The following is a 20,899-nucleotide window of genomic DNA, read 5'->3' as shown; positions in this document are numbered from 1 at the left end:
CACCCCCTCCGGAGGCCGGATCGCGGTGTGATGACGGGGTGGACCAAGACACCCCCGGCGCCCGCCGCCGGTTCGACCTCCCATTGCCGCCACCGCCCGCCGTGCTGCGCCAAGGACCGCTCCGCGAAGGGACGTTCAGCTCCCCGCTGCACGAGCCCAGAACGGCGGTGGTGCTGGGTCGCTGGCTCGGCGCCGCGCTGCTGCTGTGCTTCCTGAGCGGCCTGCTCAGCCACCTGCTCCAGGAGCCGCCGGACTGGCTCGAACGGTACCTGCCGAGCCGCCCGGCGAACGGCTACCGGATCACCCAGGGCCTGCACGTGATCGCCGGCATCGCGGCGATCCCGCTGCTCGGCGCAAAGCTCTGGACGGTCTACCCGAAGCTGTTCGAGTGGCCGCCGGTCCGCAGCGTGGCGCACGCGCTCGAGCGGCTCGGCATCGCCGTTCTCGTGGCCGCGACCCTGCTCGAGCTGTTCACCGGGCTGCTGAACACCCTCCAGTGGTACCCGTGGCCGTTCCCCTTCCGACAGACCCACTTCTGGCTCGGCTGGACGGCGGTCGGCGGCCTGCTGCTGCACATCGCGGTCAAGGCCCCGCAGATCGGCGCGAACTGGTGGCGCAGCCAGGCCGCCGTCCCCGGGCGGCGGGCCTTCCTGGCCTCCGTCACGGTCGCGACGGCCGCCGTCACGGTGACCACGGCCGGCCAGAGCGTGCCCTGGCTGCGCTGGTCGGACCTGCTGGCACCGCGCCGGCCCGATATCGGCTCGCTCGGCCTGCCGGTCAACCGGACGGCCGCCCAGGCGGGCACCACCGTCGTCCCGGCCGACTGGCGCCTCACCGTGGCCGGGCCCCGGCCGTACCAGCTGAGCCTGGCCGAACTGCAGGCGCTGCCGCAGCACACCGCCCGGCTGCCGATCGCCTGCGTGGAAGGCTGGAGCGCCTCGGCGGAGTGGACCGGCGTCCGGATCCGCGACCTGCTCGACCGGGCCGGGGCACCCTCCGACGCGCTGGTGCGAGTGGTCTCGTTGGAGGCCGAGGGCCCGTACGCGGTCACCGAGCTGCCCGCCCCGTACGCCCGGGACGGGCTCACCCTGCTGGCCCTGATGGTGAACGGGCAGCCGCTGAACGCGGACCACGGCTACCCGGCGCGACTGATCGCGCCGAACCGGCCCGGGGTGCTGCAGACCAAGTGGGTCAGCCGACTGGAGGTGCAGTGATGCTGCGGGTACTGACCGGAACGGCCGGGGCGGCCCTGATCGGGTTCGGGATCTTCGGACTGCTGACGGACCCGCAGATCAGCGATCCGCTCGGCGTGCTGTGGTGGGCGATCGGCGGGCTGCTGATCCACGACGGGCTCTGGCTGCCGCTGGTCCTGCTGGCCGGCGCCGTGCTGGCACGCGGCCGGGCGGTGCACGGCTGGGCACTGCGCGGCGGCCTGCTGGTGGCCGCCGCGCTCACCGCCGTCGGACTGCCCGCCGTCCTGCGGGCCGGCCAGGACCACGGCAACCCCTCGGTGCTGGCGCTGCCCTACCTGCGCAACTGGCTGCTGCTGCTCGCCGGGACGGCGGCGGTCACCCTGCTGGTGTGGCTGCTGACCCGGCGTCGACGCCCCAGCTGAGGCCCTCCGGCGATTGAGGGGCGGCGTCGCGACGCCGAGGCACGCACCCCAACGCCGCTCCTCTATCCGCCCCTCAATCGCCGGAGGGCCTCAGCCCGGTGTCCAACCCGTCCAGGGCGCGCGCGCAGTCGCACGCCCTGGCGGCGGGCAGGCTCTCCAGCGCCCGGAACAGCACCGACCGCAGCCGGCCCACGTTCCGTCCGAACACCGCCAGCACCTCCGTATGGGTGACCCCCTCCCCCGCCTCCACCCCGGCGTCCAGGTCGGTCACCAGGGCCAAGGAGGTGTAGCAGAGCCCGAGTTCGCGAGCCAGCACCGCCTCCGGATGGCCCGTCATGCCGACCACCGACCAGCCGTTGGCGGCATGCCAGCGGGACTCGGCCCGGGTGGAGAAGCGCGGACCGCCGATCACCACCAGGGTGCCGCCGTCCACCGGCGGCCAGCCCTCGGCCAGCGCGGCGGCCAGCGCGACACCCCGCCCGGTGGGGCAGTAGGGGTCGGCCATCGACACGTGCACCACGTTCGGCACGGTGCCGTCCGGCAGTGGCTCGCCGTCGAAGAAGGTCTGCGCCCGGCCGCCGGTCCGGTCCACGAACTGATCGGGCACCAGCAGCGTGCCGGGCCCGTACTCCGTCCGCAGCCCGCCCACCGCGCACGGCGCAAGCACCTGCCGCACCCCCAGCGAGTGCAGCGCCCACAGGTTGGCCCGGTAGTTGATCCGGTGCGGCGGCAGGCTGTGCCCCCGCCCGTGCCGGGGCAGGAACGCCACCCGCCGCCCGGCCACCTCCCCGAGGAACACCGAGTCGCTCGGCGCACCGTACGGGGTGTCCACCCGTACCTCGGTGACCTCGTCCAGCAGGGCGTACAGCCCCGAACCGCCGATCACCCCGATCTCGGCCCCGCCCAACAGTTCTGACTGTGCGTCAGTCGTCATCTCCAGCCTCCGTTCACGACCTTCCCACCCTAGGAGCAGGCGCGGTCCGCCGGGCCGCGCAGACCTTACGGTTCCCGGACGGCGGGTACCCGGGCCCGCTGCGCGCGCGGGTCTCGGTGACCCTGCTTAGGGTGACGAAGGACCACACCCGAGGCAGAGAAGGGGCATGATCATGGCTGCGTACGCTGAAGGGGCGCCGTGCTGGGCCGACGCGATGTTCGCCGACGTCGAGGGCGCCAAGTCCTTCTACGGCGAGGTGCTGGGCTGGACGTTCGGCGAGGCCTCGTCCGAGTTCGGCAACTACACCCAGGCCTACTCCGACGGCAAGGCGGTGGCCGCCGTGGTCCCCCCGATGCCGGGTACGGAGAGCCACTCCGCCTGGTGTCTGTACCTCGCCTCACCGGACGTGAACGCCACCGCGGCGAAGATCAAGGCGGCCGGCGGCACCGTCCTGATGGACCCGATGCAGGTCGGCGACTTCGGCTCGATGCTGATCGCCACCGACCCGGGCGGCGCGGTCTTCGGCGTCTGGCAGAGCGGGCAGCACGAGGGCTTCGAGAAGCGCAACGCGCCCGGCGCGTTCTCCTGGGCCGAGGTCTTCACCCGCAAGCCCGCCGAGGTGGACGCCTTCTACCCCGCGGTCTTCCCCTACAAGGTGCAGGCGATGGCGGACCCGCAGATCGACTTCCGCACCTACAACCTGGCAGACGGCCCCGCCCTCGGCCGGATGGAGATGGACGACAGCTTCCCGGCCGGTGTGCCGTCCTGGCTCAACGTCTACTTCGCGGTGCCGGACTGCGACCGGGCGGTGGCCAAGGCCACCGAGCTCGGCGGCAAGCTCCAGTTCGGTCCGATGGACAGCCCGTTCGGCCGGTTCGCCGCGCTGACCGACCCGCAGGGCGCCAACTTCTCGGTGATCGACCTGGCCCGCACCGAGGGCCCGATGCCGACGCTCACGGACGTCTGACGGTACGACGAAGGCGGCCACCCCGCACGGGGTGGCCGCCTCTCGCGTTCCGTTACTCCGGCAGCACCAGCGCCGGGGTCTCCCGGGTGAGCACCTCGCCGCGGAAGAAGGCCGGGCTGCGCCGCATCATCACGGCCATCACCACCAGGCCGAGGGCCAGCACGCCGACGCCGATCACGAAGACCGAGCCGATCCCGAAGACCGAACTGCCCTGGCCGTAGTCGGGGCTGACCATGTCGCGCAGGCTCTGCGCGAAGATGCCCGCCAGGGTCAGCCCGCCGAGCAGCGGGAAGACCACCTTGAGCAACGCGTCCCGGACCGACCGGCCGAAGTCCCGGCGGAAGTACCAGGCGCAGGCGAACGCGGTCAGCGAGTAGTAGAAGCAGATCATCAGGGTCAGCGCGGCGATGGTGTCCGAGAGGACGTTCTCGCTGATCAGCGTCATCACGGTGTAGAAGACGCCGGTCCCGACGCCCGCCGTGACGATGGCCCGGCCCGGGGTCCGGTACTTCTCGTTGACCTCGGTGAAGGACGGCGGCAGCGCCTCGTAGACGCTCATCGCCAGCACCGTCCGGCTGACCGGGATGAAGGTGGTCTGCAGACTCGCGGCCGCCGAGGCGAGCACCGCGACGAACAGCAGGATGCCCAGCGTCGGGCCCATCACCGGGCCGGCCAGCGCGGCGAAGACGTTCGAGGAGGTCTCCGGGTTGCCGAGCCCCGTGCCGGTGCTGCCGACGCCCGCGTACATCTGCACGGCGACGGCGGTGAACAGGTACGAGCCGACCAGCACGACCATCGCCAGCAGCGCGGCCCGGCCCGGGGTCTTCTCGCTGCCCCCGGTCTCCTCGTTCGCGCTCAGGCAGGCGTCCCAGCCCCAGTACATGAAGAGCGAGAGCGAGAGCCCGGCCACGAAGGACGAGAACGAGCTGGCCTGGAACGGGTCGAGCCAGCTCCAGGAGAAGTCCAGCGAGCCCGGCGCGTCACCGGCGACCGCCTTGCCGATCGCCATCACCGCGAAGATGCCGAGCACCGTGAGCTGGAGCCCGACCAGGGCGTACTGCACGCCCTTGGTGGCGGTCATACCCCGGTAGCTGATCGCGGTGGCGACCGCGATCAGCGCCAGGCAGGTCAGGACGTGCACCAGCTTGTCGTCGTTCAGCCCGGTGATCCACTCACTGCCGGTGGCCTCACCGAGCAGCAGGTAGAAGTACTCCGTGGCCACCCCGGCGAGGTTGGACAGCACGATGATGGTGGCCACCACCAGACCCCAGCCGCACATCCAGCCGACGTGCGGGCCGAAGGCCTTGACGGTCCAGGTGAAGGAGGTGCCACTGTCCGGGACGGCCTTGTTGAGCTCTCGGTAGGCGAACGCCACGAGCATCATCGGCAGGAAGCCGGCCAGGAAGAGCGCGGGCATCTGCAGCCCGACCGCCGCCACCGTGGTGCCGAGCGTGGTGGTCAGGCAGTAGACCGGGGCCACCGTCGAGACGCCGATGACGGAGTTCCCGAGCAGGCCGACCGAGTTGCTGTTGAGGCCCTTGGAGCGGACGCCGTCCTTGGCGTCCGCTCCGGCCGCCGGACCGGCGACCTTCGGGCGGGAGTCGAGCTGAACCATGCTCGAACCGTACGTTGAACTGTTTCCGCAGCTCAGGGGCTTGATGGTGACGAACCGTGACATGGATCAAGCGGGTAGATCCAAGGATTCACCAACGATTACTTGCCATTAGCGCAGCATCGCCTTCACATTCAAGGCCCATGTCGTGATCGCCAGTGCAACGAAACCCGCACCGTTACCGAAATTGCCCCGGTTTCACCAGGTGTGTGATCTGCCTCACGAGGCCGGCGGCTGGAAGCACGCGGCGCTGACCCGGAAGATGATCCGATTCATCGGACGGAACGACTGTGCCCACACCGCGACGGTCTTCTCCGGATTCTTGCCCCAGACCTCGTGGTCCACCTTGTTCGCGTCCCACTGGTCGCCGAGACCGCCCCAGCCCTCGTCCTTGAGCCACTTCTGCAGGCGCTCGACCGCCGGATTCAGCTCAGCCGGGTCAAGATCGTCCACCTGCCAGAAGTGGATGGCATCCCGGGCGTCCTTGGAGCCACCGTGGTCCTCGCAGCCGGAGAAGTTGACCGTCTCACTCTGCCCGAGCCGGCCCTTCACCCCCAGCGCCTGGTACGCCCGGTCGGAAGCTTGCTTGAGCTCGGCCCGGATCTGGTCCTCGGTGGCGATGCGCAACGACTTGTCCTTCGTGGAGTCCGCGGTGAGCCCGCAGGAAGTCAGCAGGGTCAGTACGAGGACGGCGGTGGCCACCGTCCGGAGTCTCGTCGGGATGCTCAATTCTCCAGGCCGACCTTGTCGTAGTTGCCGGTGATGATCGCGGCCTGGTTGCCCAACGCACTGTGCGGCTTGCCGTTGTTGTTCCAGTACTCGCTGTGGCCGTGGTTCCCGTCGGTGGTGATCCGGTTGGCACCGAAGTCGTCCGAGGTCGGCGTGTTGGGGAAGTCGAACCAGCCACCCCGGCCGTGCTTGAGCGCCCCGAGATTCGGGACCGGGTCGCCGTCCGCCTCGGCCGCCCAGACGTGCTTCGGGTCGATGTTCAGGTCCTTGGCGTGCTGGACGTGCATGCCCGGACTGCCCGCGACGATGATGTCGTCCGCCGCCAGACCGTTCCCGTTCTTCGCCGCTTCTCCGACCACGACCGAACCATAGCTGTGGCCGATCACCGAGGTGTGGCGCGGCCCGCCGTCGTGCGTGACGCCGAGGCTGTCCACGTACCGGTCCAGCTTGGGAGCGCCGTCCTCCGCGTAGTTGTCGAACGGAGCGTCCTTCACCACGTCGTCGGGCGCGTCGTAGCCCAGCCACATGACCGTGGCGGTGTCCCCGGGCTTGCCGTACTGGTCCGACGCCGCCTGCAGGTCCTTCATCCGGTTCAGGTCTCCGCCGATCCCGTCCAACTCGGCCGTGGTGCCCGGGATGTAGACGGCGGTGTTCTTCGCGGTGTCCGGGTTGCCGAAGGCCACGATGGCCTGGCCGTCGTCCTTCGGGTCCAGCCCGAGCAGCAGCACCTCGGGGCCCTTGGGGTCGCGATCCTCCGACTCCAGCCGGTCGCGGAGCTTCTGCAGTGCCCCGAGCCGCTTTCGGCCGTCCTCGGACGTGTCGTTCCGGGCCAGGTCCAACTGCTGTTCCAGCTGGGCCCGGTTGGCAACGTCTCGGACGTGGCTCGGGATGCCGTTGCGATTGCCGACCTCGGCCGGGTAGAGCGCGAGGTACTCGCGCTGCTGCTGCTGGGTCAGCGAGTTCCACCACTTGGCGTTGTCCGCCGGGTTGTCGTTGTTCGGCACCACCGAGGCCAGCCCGAGCGAGGACCGCATCCCCGCCACGTCGTTGGCGACCTCCGCCTGGGCCTTCGCACTGTCGGCGTTGACCACGTCACCGTTCAACTGGCCCAGCGAGGCGGCTCCGTCGGCACTGGCCTGCTCGGCCTTGTGCACCGCGTCGCCGATCCGCTGCCTGAACTCGCCCAGCCGGGCGTTCTGCTGACGGTTGATCTCCTGGGCGTCCGGGTCGTGCCGCTCCACCGAGTCCAGCTGCGGCCCGGTGACCCAACCCTCGTCGTCCACCCGGTAGTTGTTGCTCTCCGCCTCCGAGACCGCGGCCCGCAGCTCCTGCTGGGCGGCGGACATCCGCTGGTGCACGGCGTCGATGGTGACCGCGATCGCCATCGCCTCGGCGTTCACGATCCCGAGCTGCTCCTCGGCCCGCTCCAGCTTCCCGTACGCCGCATCGGCGTCGTCGCCGGCCCAGCCCGACCGGCGCAGCGCACCGGACACCTGACTCCGGTGGCGCGCCTGGGCCTCACCACTGCCCTCGCCGAGCTTGCGCCAGGAGGCCGCGGCGGCCTCCAGGTCGCCGAAGTTCTGCTTCATCAGAAGCGCGAAGCTGTTGGCCATCGCTAGCCCACCTGACTCATCGAGGCGGCCACCAACTGCTCGTTGCCGCGGTGCTGTCCGGCCGTGCTGCGCAGCGCGTCCGCGTTGCCGTCCATCGACCGGTGCAGACCGGTCAGCGCGCCACGCCAGCTGTCCGCGATCTGGCCCAGCTGACCGGAGACCGACCAGCCGGCGGTGGAGGAGGACGCCTCGTCGGCGTCCTTGACCGCCCGGTCCGAGACCGGCCTGAGTTCCCCGTTGAGATCGGTGACCACCGTGGCCGCGCTGTCCAGCTCCGCTGGATTCACGTTCAGTTGCGATGACAAGGTTTCGCCCCCACGAATCGGCCGCACTCGGTCAACTGTCGGCGCCACCCTAGTGAATGAGACCCTCCGCTCGCGATCCCTGTCGACGAACCGTCACCGACCTGGCACTAAACCAAGCCGGATTGACGGATCGTCACATTGATCCGACCCACCAGACCGAGCGCCGGATCGGCCGTCCCCGGGTGGGTGCGGGGCACGCCGTGATAGGCGAAGCGCATCGGGCCGCCGAAGACCAGCAGGTCGCCGCTGCGCAGTTCGAGGTCGGTCCACGGCCTGGTCCTGGTCTCGGTGTTGCCGAGCCGGAAGACGCAGCTGTCACCGAGCGAGAGCGAGACCACCGGGGCGTCGACCTGCTCGTCCTTGTCCTGGTGCAGGCCCATGTGTGCGCCGTGCGCGTAGTGGTTCACCACCCCGATGTCGGGCCGGTAGCCGGTCGTGCCCGCGATCCCGGTCGGCTCAGGACCGTACGCGTCGGCCAGCGCCCGCCGGGCCAGCTCGCCCAGCACCGGCGGGAACGGCTTGACCGGCGAACCGTCACCGTCCTCCACCGTCCGGACGTAGCGGTACGGGTACCAGTGCCAGCCCAGCGACAGCGAGCGGACCGACATCTCGCCACCGTTCGGCATCCGGACCGTCCGCATCCCGGCCGGCGGGCGGGCCCACTCCCGGCACGCCGCGACCAGCTCGCGCTGCTCGGCGAGGCTCAGCCAGTCCGGCAGGTGCACCACCCCGGGCGCCGGGTCGGCCCGCTCGCGGGGGAAGAGTTCCATGCACCCATCCTGGCAGCCGACGGGTCAGCGGATCAGGCCGATCTCCCGGGCGCAGTGCCCCCACGCTCCCCACCCCTGCTGCCGGCGGATCTCCTCGGCCACGGTGATCTGGTGCCGCCGCGGGGCCCGGTCCGGCCGGTCGGCGTACCGGAGCCCGCCCGCCTCCCGCCAGCTCGGCGGCCAGATCTGCAGACCGCCGTAGAAGCCGTTGCCGGTGTCGGCGTGCCAGTCGCCGTCGCTCTCGCAGCGGGCCAGCCGCTCCCAGGTGGCGTCCGGCACGGAGTTCGCCGCAGCGGCGGGCACCGCTGCCGGGACCAGCGCGGCGGCGGTCAGCAGTGCGGCGGCGAGGGTCGGCAGCAGTATCGGTCGCATGGCCTCATGAAGGCACGGCCCCGGCCGCCCGGCACCGCGGCCGGTCCGTCCGGACGACGACGACCACGACCACGACCACGACGCGCAACGGCCGCCCCCTCCGCAAGGGAGGGGGCGGCCGTGGTGATGCGCAGTCGGCTCAGCGAGCGTCAGGCGTCGATCAGAGCGAGATGACCTGGCCCGGGAAGATCAGGTTCGGGTTGCCACCGAGGACGGAGGCGTTGTTGCTGTAGACCGTCTTCCAGTCCAGGCCCTTGTCGGCGGCGATCTTGCTCAGGGTGTCGCCGCTCTTGATGGTGTAGTTGCCACCGTTGGACTTGACCGGGGCCGAGGGGGCCTTGGTCTCGGCCTTGGGGGTGGCGGCCTTCGGGGCAGCAGCCTTGGTCTCGGCCTTCGGCGCAGCGGCAGCCTTCGGGGCGGCGGCGGCCTTGGTCTCGACCTTCGGGGCAGCCGTGGCGGTGCTCTTCGGCGCCGTGGCACGGGTCTCGGAGCGCGAGGCCTTGGTGTCGGACGTGCTGGTGCTCGTCGAGGTGTCGACGTCGGCGGCGGCGCCGCCCGCGGTCAGACCGGCCTTGACGGAGCAGACCGGCCAGGCGCCGGGGCCCTGGGAGGCGAGCACCTTCTCGGCGATGGCGATCTGCTGCGCCTTGCTGGCCTGGTTGGCCTGCGGGGCGTACGAGGTGCCACCGAAGGCGGCCCAGGTGCTGGAGGTGAACTGCAGGCCACCGTAGAAGCCATTGCCGTTGGCAATGCTCCAGTCACCGGTGGACTCGCACTGCGCGACCTTGTCCCAGGTGGAGACAGAGGCGGCGGAGGCCGAGTTGGCCGTGACGAGGCCGGCCACGGGCAGGACGGCAATGGCGCCGCCCATGACAGCCAGCCGAACGCGGTTGCGCTTGACGGCGGTGGTGGCAGCGGCGGTCTCGTTACGGAAGGTCATGAGTATCCTCTCGACAATCCCGGGCAGGCATGCGGAACCAAGCCCTGGAAGAGCGTGATTTCGTCTGCCGCGTCCGCAAGACGGCCGTGCACGTCTCTGAATCAACGTGCGCGCCGCCCCGGCAACCTCCCGCACACCTGCGCCGCCCTTACGAGCGAGTCACGCTGGTGGGCACCTGCCGCACCGGTGGGAACCGGCGGGCCGTGCACCGGGAGGTGAACCCGGGTAGTGCTCGTTGCACTGGTTACGAAGCTACGAGCCGGATAGGCAGGTTCCAAACGTTTTCGGGTTTACCCAGCTCAGGCACCTGTTACCGACAGTAAAGATCAAGCAATTGTGGGTCTTATGTCCGTTTTCGGCTCCCATTCCATGATCAAACCTCCCCCTCGAGTGGCCTGGGGCACATTCGAGCCCCTGTGAGCTCGCGCACAATGTCGACAGATTGCGACCTCTGCTCTACGCGGCGCAGTCGAATTCGGGGCAAATCCCGTCACGATCACTCGGACCCGTGACCGCAGCCACAACGGCCCGTTGGTAATGCCGATCGGGTGTGCCCGCCACCCCCACGACCAACCGAGGAGTCCCCCGTGCCGCGCATGCTCGAAGTCAGCGACGAGGTCCGCGCCGAGATCGGCGACGACGAGGCAGACAGTCTGCTCGCCGGCGCCCACGCGCCCGACAGCTACGACTGCACCTCCTGCCGAACCCCCGGCGACTCCAGCCGGGAGGCCACCAGCACGGTGCTCTTCGTCGCCGACGAGACAGCGGTGCTCGCCTTCGCCCACTCCCGCTGCATCCCCTCCCAGGTGGTCCCGGTCTCCGAGGAGCAGCTGGCCGGCGCCGTCCGCAGCATCAGCCAGTCCCAGGCCCCTGCGCCCACCCCCGTTCCGGCCCCCGCCCCTCCGGTCGCCGGGCAGGCCTCGGTCTCCAGCACCGGGCAGCCCGCCGTCCTCGGCATCACCTGCGGCCTGGTGCTCTGCGGCGACACCGGGCACGCCGCCCTGGTGATCGAACCGACCGGCCCGGTCGGCCGCCCCGGCAACACCACCGGCGAGGACGAGTTCCTCGACCTGCTCACCGAGCAGGGCTTCCAGTTCGTCGAGGACGTCAACAAGGCCCCCGCCCAGCTCCCCGGCTGGTCGGTCCTGATGGCGATGGGCCAGCTGCACGCGATCCTGCACCCCACCCCCGCCGGCACCAACGCCGCCTGGTGGCAGGCCCACCAGCCTCTCCAGGTCACCGAAGCCTGGCGCTCCGCCGCCCGCCAGCTCTCCGCCGTCACCATGTACGCCGCCCCGGCCGGCACCATCGGCCGCCAGCCCCGCGAGGACCTGCTCCGCCAGGCCCTCGACCGCGCCACCACCCGCGGCCTCCTGGTCGCCGCCTCCCTCCCCCTCGCCGGCACCTGAGCCGCCCCTGTCGGCACTCCGCTCCGGGCATCAGCCACCAGGGCTCGGGGAACTGCGACGCCGACCTCGTACCAGGTGATCCGTACGTAAGTGGTCAGGCACTTTCGTACGTGACCCCGGCGCCAGACCTCCTCGCAGTTCCCCGAGCCCCTGGACAGTGCAACCTCAGGAGCTGCGAGAGCCTCTCGCCCGCATCTCATGCCGCTCTCACTCGTTGGGTCCTACGTGTACAGCTACGAGGTCGCCGCCGCCCACCGCCAGCCCACGAGCCGTCCCATCCCGGGTATGCGCCCGTCGTACGACGCGGAGAACCCCACCTCGCCGACCCCGATCTACGACGCGCTGTACTCGGAGTACCGCCGGCTCTTCCGCGCCCTGCCCGGCGACCGGAGCGGCGAGGAGGACCTCCGCTTCACCGGTTTCGCCACCCGTGACCCGTACGCCACCGGGCGGACCGAGCCGTACCCGCCCCAGCAGCAGACCTTCCACACCTACCCGGGTCACGCCCAGGGCACCCCGCAGTTCATGCCGGCCCAGTCCAACACCCCTGCCACCGGCCAGGGTTGGGTTGCCACCGGCTACCTCTCCCCGGCGGTCGGCGGGCGCCACCGCAGCATGCTCTCGCTGCCCCCGGCCCAGCACTGAGACATGCGGAAGGGGCCAGGCAAACCGCCTGGCCCCTTCCGCATGTCACTGCCTACTGCTTACTTGGTGCGCTTGCGCTTCTCACGCACCCGGACCGAGATCGAGATCGGCGTCCCGACGAACCCGAACTCCTCCCGCAGGCGGCGCTCGACGAAGCGGCGGTACCCCGCCTCCAGGAAGCCGGAGGCGAACAGCACGAACCGCGGCGGCTTGACGCCCGCCTGGGTGCCGAACAGGATGCGCGGCTGCTTGCCACCCCGGACCGGGTGCGGGTGGCCTGCCACCAGCTCGCCGAGGAAGGCGTTCAGCCGGGCGGTGGAGATCCGGGTCTCCCAGCCGGCCAGCGCGGTCTCGATCGCCGGGACGAGCTTCTCCATGTGGCGGCCGGTCTTCGCCGAGACGTTGACCCGGGGCGCCCACTGGACCTGGACGAGATCCTTCTCGATCTCGCGCTCCAGGTAATAGCGGCGCTCCTCGTCGATCTGGTCCCACTTGTTGTACGCGATCACGACGGCCCGGCCGGCCTCGACGGCCATCGTGATGATCCGGGTGTCCTGCTCGGCGAGCGTCTCGCTGGCGTCCACGAGGACCACCGCGACCTCGGCCTTCTCCAGCGCGGCGGAGGTGCGCAGCGAGGCGTAGAAGTCCGCGCCCGCGGTCAGGTGCACCCGACGGCGGATACCGGCGGTGTCGACGAACTTCCAGGTCTTGCCGCCGAGTTCGATCATCTCGTCGACCGGGTCACGGGTGGTGCCGGCCAGCTCGTTGACGACCACCCGCTCCTCGCCCGCGACCTTGTTCAGCAGGCTGGACTTGCCGACGTTCGGCCGGCCGATCAGCGCCACCCGGCGGGGGCCGCCGGTCGGGACGCCGAAGGTCTGCGGCGGGGCGTCGGGCAGTGCGGCCATCACGGCGTCCAGCAGGTCGCCGGAGCCACGGCCGTGCAGGGCCGAGACGGGGTACGGCTCGCCCAGGCCGAGCGACCAGAGGTAGGTGGCCTCGACCTCGGTGGACTGGCCGTCCACCTTGTTGGCGCACAGCACGGTGGGCTTGCCGGCCCGCCGGATGATCTTGATCAGGGCCTCGTCGGTGTCGGTGGCCCCGACGTTGGCGTCCACCACGAAGAGCACCGCGTCGGCGGTCTCGATGCCGAGCTCGGCCTGCGCGGCGACCATCGCGTCCAGGCCCAGGACGTCGATCTCCCAGCCACCGGTGTCCAGCACCTTGAACCGGCGGCCGTTCCAGGTCGCCTCGTAGCTGACCCGGTCCCGGGTGACACCGGGCTTGTCCTCGACGACCGCCTCGCGGCGGCCGATGATGCGGTTCACCAGGGTCGACTTGCCGACGTTGGGGCGGCCGACCACGGCCAGCACCGGCATCGGGCCCTCGTTCAGGCCCTCGAGGTCCTCGCCCTCGAAGCCCTCCTCGGCGGCCAGTGCCATGAACTCGGCGTAGTCGGCGTCGTCCACGGCGCCGTTGGTCTCGATACTCATGCTTCTGTACTTCCTTTTCCCGGTGCTTCCCTTCCCAGGGATGCGCCGTGCGTACCTGCCCCGAGGGGGCAGCGCGGTGCGAGCCGCCGGTTCGTTCCAGCGGACGCGAGAATGTGAGCGGTCGTCAGACCGCGGAGAGCCCGGCCTTCTGCTCGACCAGGCCGGAGATGGTGTCGATCACCTGCTCCAGCGTCAGTTCGCTGGTGTCCACCCGTACCGCGTCGGCGGCCTGGGTGAGCGGGGCGGTCTCCCGGGAGGAGTCGGCCGCGTCCCGGCGGGCCAGGTCGGCGGCCATCGCGGTGATGGTCGCCTCGTCCAGACCCTTGGCCCGCAGCTCGGTGGCGCGGCGCGCGGCGCGCGCGGCCTCCGAGGCGGTCAGGAAGACCTTGAGGGTGGCGTCCGGGAACACCACCGAGCCCATGTCCCGGCCCTCGGCGACGATGCCGCGTTCGGCCACCTCCGCGCAGTTACGCTGCAGCTCGACCAACCGGGCCCGCACCTGCGGGACCGCGGCGACCGCGCTGACCTGCGAGGTGACCTGCTGGCCGCGGATCGGTCCGGAGACGTCCTGGCCGTCCACCGTGATGGTCGGCCCGGCGGCGTCCGTACCGGAGACGATCACCGGCTTGCCGCAGGCGAGGGCCACCGCGTCGGCGTCGTTGACGTCGACCTCGTTGGCCAGCATCCACCAGGTCATCGCGCGGTACATCGCGCCGGTGTCCAGGAAGCTCAGCCCGAGCCGGGCGGCGACCGCCCGGGAGACGGTCGACTTGCCGGAGCCGGAAGGTCCGTCGATGGCGACGACGACCGGGGTGTTCGCTCGGTCGGCAGTGTCCACGGCACGAACCTCTCTACTGAATCTGGGCAGGAACTACACCAAGGTTAGTCGACCCGCGCCGTGGTCCCGGCCGAGTGACCGCCGGGCCCCGCTCTCGTTGGACCGGCCATGAACCGAATGCTCACCGGCGCCGCCCTCGCCCTCGCTGCCCTGACCTGCGCCGCCACCCCCGGCCAGGCCGCGAGCAACAACACCGTCGGGGACATCGCCCAGGCTCCGGGCGGCTGGAGTCTGACCGCCAGCGCCGTCTGCTCGCCGGAGGTGGCGGCCCTCCCGGTGGTCGGCGAGGTGGTGGCCGACCACTCCACCACCTGCGCCGAGGCCCAGCCGACCGGCTGACCTCACCCCGCCTCTCCGGCTGGCCCCCGCGCTGGTCCTCCGGCCAACCCCCGAGAATCAATACGTTTGTATTAGACGGAGGTCTTGTACAAGAGTCTTGGACAAACGTATGTATCTCCCCTAGAGTTGGAGTCGTCCGAGGCCGATCGAGGAGGAGCCACACCATGCCCATGACCGTGATCGAGACCACCGCCCCCGCCCGTACCGAGCTGGACCTCGCGGGTCGCCGCCTGTCCTACCTCGACTTCGGCGGGCCGGGACGGCCACTGCTCGCCCTGCACGGGCACGTCTCGGAGGGCCACAGCTTCGCCGCCATGGCGCAGGCACTCGGGCCGGAGTGGCGGGTGATCGCGCCGGACCAGCGCGGGCACGGCGACTCCGACCGGACCGCCGAGTACAGCCGGGAGGGCTACCTGGAGGACGTGGTGGCGCTGCTGCACCACCTCGACCTCGGGCCGATCCCGGTGCTCGGGCACTCCGGCGGCGGCATCACCGCGTACCAGCTGGCGGCCAGGCACCCCGAGCTGGTCAGCGCCCTGATCAACGAGGAGGGGCCGGCCGAGCTGCCGGCCGGGCCGAGCCCGCTGTCCTTCGTCCTGAAGATGCCGTGGACGGCCCCGACCCGGGAGGAGCTGGTCACCGCGCTCGGGCCGCTGGCCCCGATGGTCGGCCACCGGCTCCGTGAGCTCCCGTACGGCGGCTGGCGGCTGCCGTTCCACCCGGCGGACACCGTGAGCTCCGAGGAGCAGGTGCGCGGCGACCACTGGGCCGACTGGCTCGGCAGCAACTGCCCCGCCCTGCTGGTACGCGGCAGCAAGTTCCCCTGCCTGTCCGAGGAGCAGGCCAGCGCGATGGCCGACCGCCGCCCCGACACCCGGCTGGTCACGCTGGAGACCGACCACTTCGTGCACGACGCCGACCCGGCCGGCTTCGCGGCGGCGGTCCGGGAGTTCCTCCGCTCGCTCTGAAACAAGCCGGGCCCCTGACGGCGGGTCAGTCCCGGACGCTCCAGCCCTGGGCCCGCAGCGCGACCGTGAGCCGCTTGACCGCCGACGGCGCCACCGCGAGCTGGACGAAGCCGACCTGCTGCCCGGAGGAGTGCTCGATGACCACGTCCTCGATGTTCACCCCGAGCTGGCCGACCTCGCCGAACAGGCGCCCCAGCTCGCCCGGCTGGTCGCCCAGCACCACGGCAACCGTCTCGTACCGGGTGGGCGGGGCGCCGTGCTTGCCCGGGATCCGGGCCTGGCCGGTGTTGCCCCGCCGCATCACAGCCTCGATCCCGGCCGCCCCGGCCCGCCGCTCGCCCTCGTCGGTGGCCTGCATGGCCCGGAGCGCGGTGACCGTGTCGGTCAGGTCGCCCGCCAGCTCCTCCAGGATCTCGGCCACCACGCCGGCGTTGGCCGACAGGATGTCCACCCACATCGCGGGGTTGGAGGCGGCGATCCGGGTGACGTCACGGACCCCCTGGCCGGACAGCCTTATGGCGGTCTCGTCCGCGTGCTCCAGCCGGGCGGCGACCAGCGAGGAGAACAGCTGCGGCGCGTGCGAGACCAGCGCGACCGCGCGGTCGTGGGCGGCGGCGTCCATCACGATCGGCATCGCGCCGCAGAGCGCGACCAGCTCCAGCGCCGCGTTCAGCGTCTCGGTGTCGGTGTCCGCCGTCGGGGTGAGCACCCACGGGCGCCCCTCGAACAGGTCGGCCCGGGCCGCCAGCGGCCCCGAACGCTCCCGGCCGGCCATCGGGTGGCTGCCGATGTAGTTCACGGTGTCGCAGCCGAGCGCGGCCACCTCGACCCCCGGCCCGGACTTCACACTGGCCACGTCGGTGTACCAGCGCGCCAGGCCCCGGCGCTGACAGTCCGCCAGCACCTTCCCCACCAGCGCGGGCGGCACCGCGATGATCGCCAGATCCACCGGTCCGTCCGGCACCTCGGTGCTGCCCGCCCCGAGCGACTCCGCCGTCCTGGCCGCGTCCGGGTCGGCGTCCTCCAGGTACACGTGCAGCCCACGCCCCGTCAGGGCGAGCGCGGCGGAGGTGCCGATCAGTCCGGTGCCGACTACGGCGACTGTGCGCATGACGGGTGCGTCTCCTGAAGGCGGTAGGGCCAGGGTCGGCCCAATCTTCTCGCACCGAAGGCTCCGACGGCTGCCACCGTCCGGATGTTGTCAGGTCCGATCCGCCGCCCGGCCCAGCTGAGACCGACCGGGTCCGGGCGACGCGCGGACTGCAAATCCGCTGACACCGTCAGTCGGGCCCGGCAGACTGAGCCACGCTCACCAGGCACGCGGAAGGGGTTCGAGTGGAGTCGGTACTGGACGAGGTGGTGGTGTACGCCACCGGGGCGCTCTGCCGACGGCGGGCGCGCGGGGCGGTACCGGCCGACGGGCAGGTTCGGCTGACCGGGCTGCCGACGGCGCTGGATCCGTCGTCGGTCCGGGCCACCGTACGGGGGGCGGGCTGGCGGGTGACCGAGGCCCGGGTCGAGTACACGGCCCAACTCCGGGCCCCCGCTCAGACCCCGGAGCTGCGCCGCGCCTGCGAGCTGGCCCGGCAGGAGTACGACGCCGCCCGGGCCCGCGAGCGCCGCGGCGAGGAGCGGATCGCCGAGCTGACCGCGCTGCGCGCCGTCCCGCCGCCGCGCCGCCGGCCGCCGCACCCCCGCCGACGCCTGGCTGGAGCTGGCCGACTTCGTGGCCGCCCGGCTGACCGTCCTGCAGGCCGACGTGGCCCGGCTGGCCGAGCAGAGCCGGCTCGCCGAGCACGCCCTGCAGATCGCCCAGGACCGGCTGGAGTCGGCACCCGACACCGAGCACGCCGCCCCGACCACGAGCACCGCGACCGTCCTGCTCACGCTGACCGCCGAAGGACCGGCCGCCGACACGGTGGACCTGGAGCTGGAGTACGGCGTCCCCGGCGCCCGCTGGGTGCCCACCTACCGGCTGAGCCACCGTCAGGGCGACCCCGGCGGGCAGCTGGTGCTGCGGGCCTCGGTGGCGCAGCGCACCGGCGAGGACTGGACGGGCGTCCGGCTCGGCCTCTCCACCGCCGACCTGCAGCGCCGCACCGACCTGCCCCGGCTGCAGTCGGTCCGGATCGGCCGCCGCCAGGCAGCCCCGGCGCCGTCCGGCTGGCGGGAGGCCCCGCCCGGTCTGGGCGAACTGTTCGCGGCGTACGACGCGGCGGGGCCGCGCCCGGTGCGCCGCGGCCCGGTCGGCCCCGGGAGCCCGGCCGCGGTCGGGTTCGGGGGCGCCGCCGTGGGTGCCGCCTCCGCGAGCGACGACGAGGACGAGGTGGCGCACCGCAAGAGCGTCTCGCCGATGCGGACCCGGGGTGCGATGCCCAGGGACGGCTTCCGCGGGGCCCCGGGCGGCGCGCCGCAGGGGTACGGCGGCGCCCCCGCGCCCGCACCCCCGGCCGCACCGATGGCCGGCGCGGCTCCGCTCGCACCGCCGCCGACCGGACCGCCGCCGGAGCCCGCCCCGCCGCACCCCGGCGCCGGCTGGCTGGACTACACCGCGCTCACCCTGCAGGGCCCGACCGGCCCGCGCCGGGGCCAACTGGCCGCCGCGCCGCAGCAGCACCGCGCCGCGCCCGCGCTGACCGCCGCACTCCCCCCGCACACCGTGCCGCCGCGCCGCTCGGCCGGGTCCTTCGACCAGCGGTTCGACACCGCCGCCCCGGTCGACCTGCCCTCGGACGGCGGCTGGCACACCGTCACCATCGGCGAGATCCCGCTCTCGCTGGAGCCGGAGTACGTCTGCGTGCCCTCGGTCGAGGAGACCGTCTACGGCACCCTGCTGCTCACCAACTCCACCGACCGGGCCCTGCTGGCCGGGCCGGTCGAGGTCTCGGTGGACGGCGACTTCCTGCGCACCGCCGCACTGCCCACGCTGGCCCCCGGCGCCACCGGGCGGCTCGGGCTCGGGGTGGCCGAGGGCGTCCGGGTGGCCCGGCGCACCGAGCTGCACGAGTCGACGGCGGGGCTGCGCAACAACGTCCTGGTGCTCGACCACCGGGTGCACCTCGAGCTGGCCAACCGGCTGGCCAGGCCGGTCACCGTCGAGGTCCGCGAACGGGTGCCGGTGACCGCCGAAGCCGACGTCAAGATCCAGGAACGGCCCGGCTGGTCGGCCCCTGACGAACCGTCCGACGACTGCCCGCCCGGTACCCGGCTCCGGCGGGTCGACCTGCCCGCCCACGGCCGGGCCGAACTGGACGGCGGCTACGAGATCCGCATCCCCGCTGCCCAGACCCTGCACGGCGGAGACCGGAGGAACTGAAATGACGACCACCACACCGCTCCCCGTCACCGCCGTCACCTGCCTGGAGGACCGGGCTCTGGTCGAACGCTCGGTCGAGCTCGACCTCGCCCCCGGCGTCCAGCGGCTGCGCCTCGGCCCGGTCACCGCGCTGGCCGCCGACCTCACGCTGCGCGCCGAACTCTCCACTGGCAGCGTGCTGGACACCCGGATCACCCGGGTCTGGACTCCGCCCGCACCGGTGCCGCCCGCCGACGCGGACTCCGAACTCCGGCACCGGGTGCACGCGCTGGAACAGGAGCAGGCCGAACTCGGCGCCGAACGGCTCCGGCTGACCGCCCGGCTGGCCCTGCTCGCCCAGCTCGCCGCCGACCTGCTCCGGGAGATCGCCGAGGGCGCCGGGCAGGGCGAGACCGAGCCGGCCCGCTGGTCCCGCGAGCTGGACCGGGTGGACGCCGAGCGGGAGACGTACGGGGAGCGGCTGCGCGCCACCGACGCCCGGCTGGTCACCGCGGAGGACGAGCTGCTCCGGGCGGAGGCGGCGCTGGAGCTGACCGAGGAGGCGCCGCCCGAGCTGCTCGGCTTCCTGGAGCTGACCGTCGAGACGCCCGGCGGCCCGGGCCGGCTGACCGTCAGTCACCTCACCCCGTGCGCCCTCTGGCGACCCGCCTACCGGGCCACCCTGGCCGAGGACGGGGCCCTCACCCTGGAGACCGGCGCGGTGGTCTGGCAGCGCACCGGCGAGGACTGGTCCGGCGTCCAGCTCACCCTCTCCACCGCCCGCTCCGCCCTCGCGGGCGAACCGCCCCGGCTCACCGAGGACGTCCTGACGCTCCGTCCGCGCACCACCGAGGAGCGCCGGACGGTCGAGGTCGAGCTGCGCGAACAGGAGATCGGCTCCACCGGCCCTGCCGCCGACGGCCTGCCCGGGGTGGACGACGGCGGCGAGGTCCGGGTGCTGCGCGCCCCCGACCCCGCCCGGATCCCCGGCGACGGCCGCCCGCACCGGGTGCCGCTCACCGTCTTCAGCACCCCCGCCAGCAGCGAGTACGGCTGCGCCCCCGAACTCTCCCCGCTGGTCACCCGGGTCGCCCGGTTCACCAACGCGTCCGGCCACGCCCTGCTGGCCGGGCCGGTCGACCTGGTGCTGGGCAGCGGCTTCACCGGCCGCGCCGAGCTGGCGTTCACCGCACCCGGCGCCCCCGCCGAGCTGTCCTTCGGCAGCTCCGACGCCTACCGGGTGCTCCGGGAGACCGAGGAGACCCGGAGCAGCGCCGGCGCCCTGTCCTCCCGCACCGTGCAGACCCGCACGGTCCGGCTGCACCTGTCCCGCTTCACCGGCCCGGACGACCGCACCGACCAGCCGGTCACCGTCCGGGAGCGGATCCCGGTCTCCGAGGTCGCGGCGGTGGAGGTCAGGCTGCGCAAGGAGCTCTGCTCCCCCGCCCCCGACGAGCTCGACGCCGACGGCATCGTCCGCTGGCAGCTCACCCTGCCGCCCGGCGGCCGACGCACCGTCACCCTGGTGTACGAGGTCTCGGCGACGGCCAAGGTGGCCGGACTCTGACCCCGGATCAGCCGGTCAACTCCGGTGAAATGCCGTCAACTCCGGTAAAAATGGAGCCATGATCTACCATCTCGCACCCCTGGACGACTGGCTGCGCGACCCTGGACGGCCGTACACCGCCGCCTCCCTGCTGACCGACGGCTTCATCCACTGCTCGGCCGACGAGACGACCCTGCTCGCGGTCGCCAACGCCTTCTTCCGGGACACGCGGGATCCCCTGATGGCCCTGCTCATCGAGGAGAAGCTGGTCGAGCCGATGATCAAGTGGGAGCCCCCCAACGGCACACCCCCGGCCGGCGCCACCCCCGGCATCCGCTTCCCGCACATCTACGGCCGCCTCAACCGCACCGCCGTGATCGGCCTGGAGAAGCTCCAACGCGACGCCTCGGGCAGCTGGGCCACCCTGCTCCCCTGGAGCTGAGCCTTTTGCAGGTGCTCCGGCAGCTACGGTCCAGGGGCTCGGGGCTCTGCTGACTTGCGGCTCCGCC

At 72.2% G+C, this 20,899-nt stretch carries 21 protein-coding genes and 1 pseudogene; 11 read left to right on the top strand and 11 right to left on the bottom strand.

Going from position 1 to position 20,899, the window contains the following annotated elements; all coding sequences use genetic code 11:
• Positions 1-101 precede the first annotated feature (101 nt).
• Together ASC99_RS08660 and ASC99_RS08655 are read left to right on the top strand one after the other, a co-directional pair.
• Positions 102-1,214, top strand: coding sequence for a molybdopterin-dependent oxidoreductase (locus ASC99_RS08660; RefSeq protein ID WP_235502616.1), 1,113 nt, complete (start codon positions 102-104; stop codon positions 1,212-1,214).
• Positions 1,214-1,615, top strand: a complete 402-nt coding sequence (locus ASC99_RS08655; RefSeq protein WP_057230075.1) for a hypothetical protein — start codon at positions 1,214-1,216, stop codon at positions 1,613-1,615. Before ASC99_RS08660 ends, ASC99_RS08655 begins: the two co-directional genes overlap by 1 nt.
• A 73-nt stretch (positions 1,616-1,688) precedes the next feature.
• Here ASC99_RS08655 and ASC99_RS08650 read toward each other — a convergent pair whose 3' ends face one another.
• Complete coding sequence (locus ASC99_RS08650; protein WP_057230073.1) at positions 1,689-2,549, bottom strand: S-methyl-5'-thioadenosine phosphorylase; 861 nt, start codon at positions 2,547-2,549, stop codon at positions 1,689-1,691.
• 172 nt (positions 2,550-2,721) lie between these two features.
• Here ASC99_RS08650 and ASC99_RS08645 point away from each other — a divergent pair, with 172 nt between their 5' ends.
• A complete protein-coding gene (locus ASC99_RS08645) occupies positions 2,722-3,516 on the top strand; it encodes a VOC family protein (RefSeq protein WP_057230187.1) in 795 nt (264 codons plus the stop codon).
• Positions 3,517-3,568: 52 nt separating this feature from the next.
• On the opposite strand, the gene ASC99_RS08640 is transcribed toward ASC99_RS08645, so the two are convergent.
• The 7 genes from ASC99_RS08640 to ASC99_RS08610 form a co-directional block, all read right to left on the bottom strand.
• Positions 3,569-5,131, bottom strand: a complete 1,563-nt coding sequence (locus ASC99_RS08640; RefSeq protein WP_057230072.1) for an APC family permease — start codon at positions 5,129-5,131, stop codon at positions 3,569-3,571.
• A gap of 216 nt (positions 5,132-5,347) precedes the next feature.
• Positions 5,348-5,830 (bottom strand): hypothetical protein, encoded by a 483-nt coding sequence (locus ASC99_RS08635; protein ID WP_057230070.1) that lies wholly within the window; start codon positions 5,828-5,830, stop codon positions 5,348-5,350.
• Positions 5,831-5,853: 23 nt separating this feature from the next.
• Positions 5,854-7,470 carry an alpha/beta hydrolase gene (locus ASC99_RS08630; protein ID WP_057230068.1) on the bottom strand — a complete coding sequence of 539 codons (1,617 nt, stop codon included), beginning with the start codon at positions 7,468-7,470 and terminating at the stop codon, positions 5,854-5,856.
• Positions 7,471-7,472: 2 nt separating this feature from the next.
• Positions 7,473-7,757, bottom strand: a complete 285-nt coding sequence (locus tag ASC99_RS08625) for a hypothetical protein (RefSeq protein WP_057230066.1) — start codon at positions 7,755-7,757, stop codon at positions 7,473-7,475.
• 125 nt (positions 7,758-7,882) lie between these two features.
• A complete protein-coding gene (locus ASC99_RS08620) occupies positions 7,883-8,545 on the bottom strand; it encodes an alpha-ketoglutarate-dependent dioxygenase AlkB (protein ID WP_057230065.1) in 663 nt (220 codons plus the stop codon).
• Positions 8,546-8,569: 24 nt separating this feature from the next.
• On the bottom strand, positions 8,570-8,917 hold the full coding sequence (locus ASC99_RS08615) for a transglycosylase family protein (protein ID WP_057230063.1): 348 nt from the start codon (positions 8,915-8,917) through the stop codon (positions 8,570-8,572).
• Positions 8,918-9,077: 160 nt separating this feature from the next.
• Positions 9,078-9,857 carry a transglycosylase family protein gene (locus ASC99_RS08610; protein WP_057230061.1) on the bottom strand — a complete coding sequence of 260 codons (780 nt, stop codon included), beginning with the start codon at positions 9,855-9,857 and terminating at the stop codon, positions 9,078-9,080.
• 587 nt (positions 9,858-10,444) lie between these two features.
• Here ASC99_RS08610 and ASC99_RS08605 point away from each other — a divergent pair.
• Both ASC99_RS08605 and ASC99_RS08600 read left to right on the top strand, forming a co-directional pair.
• Positions 10,445-11,266 (top strand): hypothetical protein, encoded by an 822-nt coding sequence (locus tag ASC99_RS08605; protein WP_057230059.1) that lies wholly within the window; start codon positions 10,445-10,447, stop codon positions 11,264-11,266.
• A 198-nt stretch (positions 11,267-11,464) separates the two neighbouring features.
• Positions 11,465-11,911: a hypothetical protein gene (locus tag ASC99_RS08600; protein WP_057230057.1), complete on the top strand. Its 447-nt coding sequence runs from the start codon at positions 11,465-11,467 to the stop codon at positions 11,909-11,911.
• A gap of 59 nt (positions 11,912-11,970) precedes the next feature.
• On the opposite strand, the gene der is transcribed toward ASC99_RS08600, so the two are convergent.
• Together der and cmk are read right to left on the bottom strand one after the other, a co-directional pair.
• Positions 11,971-13,404 (bottom strand): ribosome biogenesis GTPase Der, encoded by a 1,434-nt coding sequence (gene der / locus ASC99_RS08595; protein WP_057230055.1) that lies wholly within the window; start codon positions 13,402-13,404, stop codon positions 11,971-11,973.
• 124 nt (positions 13,405-13,528) lie between these two features.
• Positions 13,529-14,242 (bottom strand): (d)CMP kinase, encoded by a 714-nt coding sequence (cmk, locus tag ASC99_RS08590; protein ID WP_057230053.1) that lies wholly within the window; start codon positions 14,240-14,242, stop codon positions 13,529-13,531.
• Between the two features lie 108 nt (positions 14,243-14,350).
• Between cmk and ASC99_RS08585 the strand changes: the two genes are divergently transcribed.
• Together ASC99_RS08585 and ASC99_RS08580 are read left to right on the top strand one after the other, a co-directional pair.
• Positions 14,351-14,581 carry a hypothetical protein gene (locus ASC99_RS08585; RefSeq protein WP_057230051.1) on the top strand — a complete coding sequence of 77 codons (231 nt, stop codon included), beginning with the start codon at positions 14,351-14,353 and terminating at the stop codon, positions 14,579-14,581.
• A 164-nt stretch (positions 14,582-14,745) separates the two neighbouring features.
• Positions 14,746-15,549: an alpha/beta fold hydrolase gene (locus ASC99_RS08580; RefSeq protein ID WP_057230049.1), complete on the top strand. Its 804-nt coding sequence runs from the start codon at positions 14,746-14,748 to the stop codon at positions 15,547-15,549.
• A 25-nt stretch (positions 15,550-15,574) separates the two neighbouring features.
• Here ASC99_RS08580 and ASC99_RS08575 read toward each other — a convergent pair whose 3' ends face one another.
• A complete protein-coding gene (locus ASC99_RS08575; protein WP_057230047.1) occupies positions 15,575-16,660 on the bottom strand; it encodes a prephenate dehydrogenase in 1,086 nt (361 codons plus the stop codon).
• A gap of 224 nt (positions 16,661-16,884) precedes the next feature.
• On the opposite strand from ASC99_RS08575, the pseudogene ASC99_RS42065 reads away from it, so the two are divergent.
• The 4 genes and pseudogenes from ASC99_RS42065 to ASC99_RS08560 form a co-directional block, all read left to right on the top strand.
• A pseudogene (locus ASC99_RS42065) lies at positions 16,885-17,130 on the top strand (DUF4140 domain-containing protein); the annotation flags it as partial.
• A 145-nt stretch (positions 17,131-17,275) separates the two neighbouring features.
• A complete protein-coding gene (locus ASC99_RS08570) occupies positions 17,276-18,865 on the top strand; it encodes a DUF4139 domain-containing protein (RefSeq protein WP_369825082.1) in 1,590 nt (529 codons plus the stop codon).
• Between the two features lies 1 nt (position 18,866).
• Positions 18,867-20,411, top strand: coding sequence for a DUF4139 domain-containing protein (locus ASC99_RS08565; RefSeq protein WP_057230045.1), 1,545 nt, complete (start codon positions 18,867-18,869; stop codon positions 20,409-20,411).
• A gap of 58 nt (positions 20,412-20,469) precedes the next feature.
• Positions 20,470-20,832: a DUF952 domain-containing protein gene (locus ASC99_RS08560; protein ID WP_057230043.1), complete on the top strand. Its 363-nt coding sequence runs from the start codon at positions 20,470-20,472 to the stop codon at positions 20,830-20,832.
• Positions 20,833-20,899 lie beyond the last annotated feature (67 nt).

Source organism: Kitasatospora sp. Root107 (assembly GCF_001424875.1).
In the GTDB taxonomy this organism is placed as follows: domain Bacteria; phylum Actinomycetota; class Actinomycetes; order Streptomycetales; family Streptomycetaceae; genus Kitasatospora.
This window is presented reverse-complemented; position numbering and strand designations above follow the sequence as displayed.

What these genes read in the sequence shown, in the direction of transcription:
- ASC99_RS08575 (WP_057230047.1), bottom strand. Translation starts at nt 16,660, where the DNA reads ATGCGCACAGTCGCCGTAGTCGGCACCGGACTGATCGGCACCTCCGCC.
- ASC99_RS08565 (WP_057230045.1), top strand. Translation starts at nt 18,867, where the DNA reads ATGACGACCACCACACCGCTCCCCGTCACCGCCGTCACCTGCCTGGAG.
- ASC99_RS08640 (WP_057230072.1), bottom strand. Translation starts at nt 5,131, where the DNA reads ATGGTTCAGCTCGACTCCCGCCCGAAGGTCGCCGGTCCGGCGGCCGGA.
- der (WP_057230055.1), bottom strand. Translation starts at nt 13,404, where the DNA reads ATGAGTATCGAGACCAACGGCGCCGTGGACGACGCCGACTACGCCGAG.
- ASC99_RS08610 (WP_057230061.1), bottom strand. Translation starts at nt 9,857, where the DNA reads ATGACCTTCCGTAACGAGACCGCCGCTGCCACCACCGCCGTCAAGCGC.
- ASC99_RS08585 (WP_057230051.1), top strand. Translation starts at nt 14,351, where the DNA reads ATGAACCGAATGCTCACCGGCGCCGCCCTCGCCCTCGCTGCCCTGACC.
- ASC99_RS08650 (WP_057230073.1), bottom strand. Translation starts at nt 2,549, where the DNA reads ATGACGACTGACGCACAGTCAGAACTGTTGGGCGGGGCCGAGATCGGG.
- ASC99_RS08645 (WP_057230187.1), top strand. Translation starts at nt 2,722, where the DNA reads ATGGCTGCGTACGCTGAAGGGGCGCCGTGCTGGGCCGACGCGATGTTC.
- ASC99_RS08560 (WP_057230043.1), top strand. Translation starts at nt 20,470, where the DNA reads ATGATCTACCATCTCGCACCCCTGGACGACTGGCTGCGCGACCCTGGA.
- ASC99_RS08630 (WP_057230068.1), bottom strand. Translation starts at nt 7,470, where the DNA reads ATGGCCAACAGCTTCGCGCTTCTGATGAAGCAGAACTTCGGCGACCTG.
- ASC99_RS08580 (WP_057230049.1), top strand. Translation starts at nt 14,746, where the DNA reads ATGCCCATGACCGTGATCGAGACCACCGCCCCCGCCCGTACCGAGCTG.
- ASC99_RS08615 (WP_057230063.1), bottom strand. Translation starts at nt 8,917, where the DNA reads ATGCGACCGATACTGCTGCCGACCCTCGCCGCCGCACTGCTGACCGCC.
- ASC99_RS08600 (WP_057230057.1), top strand. Translation starts at nt 11,465, where the DNA reads ATGCCGCTCTCACTCGTTGGGTCCTACGTGTACAGCTACGAGGTCGCC.
- ASC99_RS08655 (WP_057230075.1), top strand. Translation starts at nt 1,214, where the DNA reads ATGCTGCGGGTACTGACCGGAACGGCCGGGGCGGCCCTGATCGGGTTC.
- ASC99_RS08620 (WP_057230065.1), bottom strand. Translation starts at nt 8,545, where the DNA reads ATGGAACTCTTCCCCCGCGAGCGGGCCGACCCGGCGCCCGGGGTGGTG.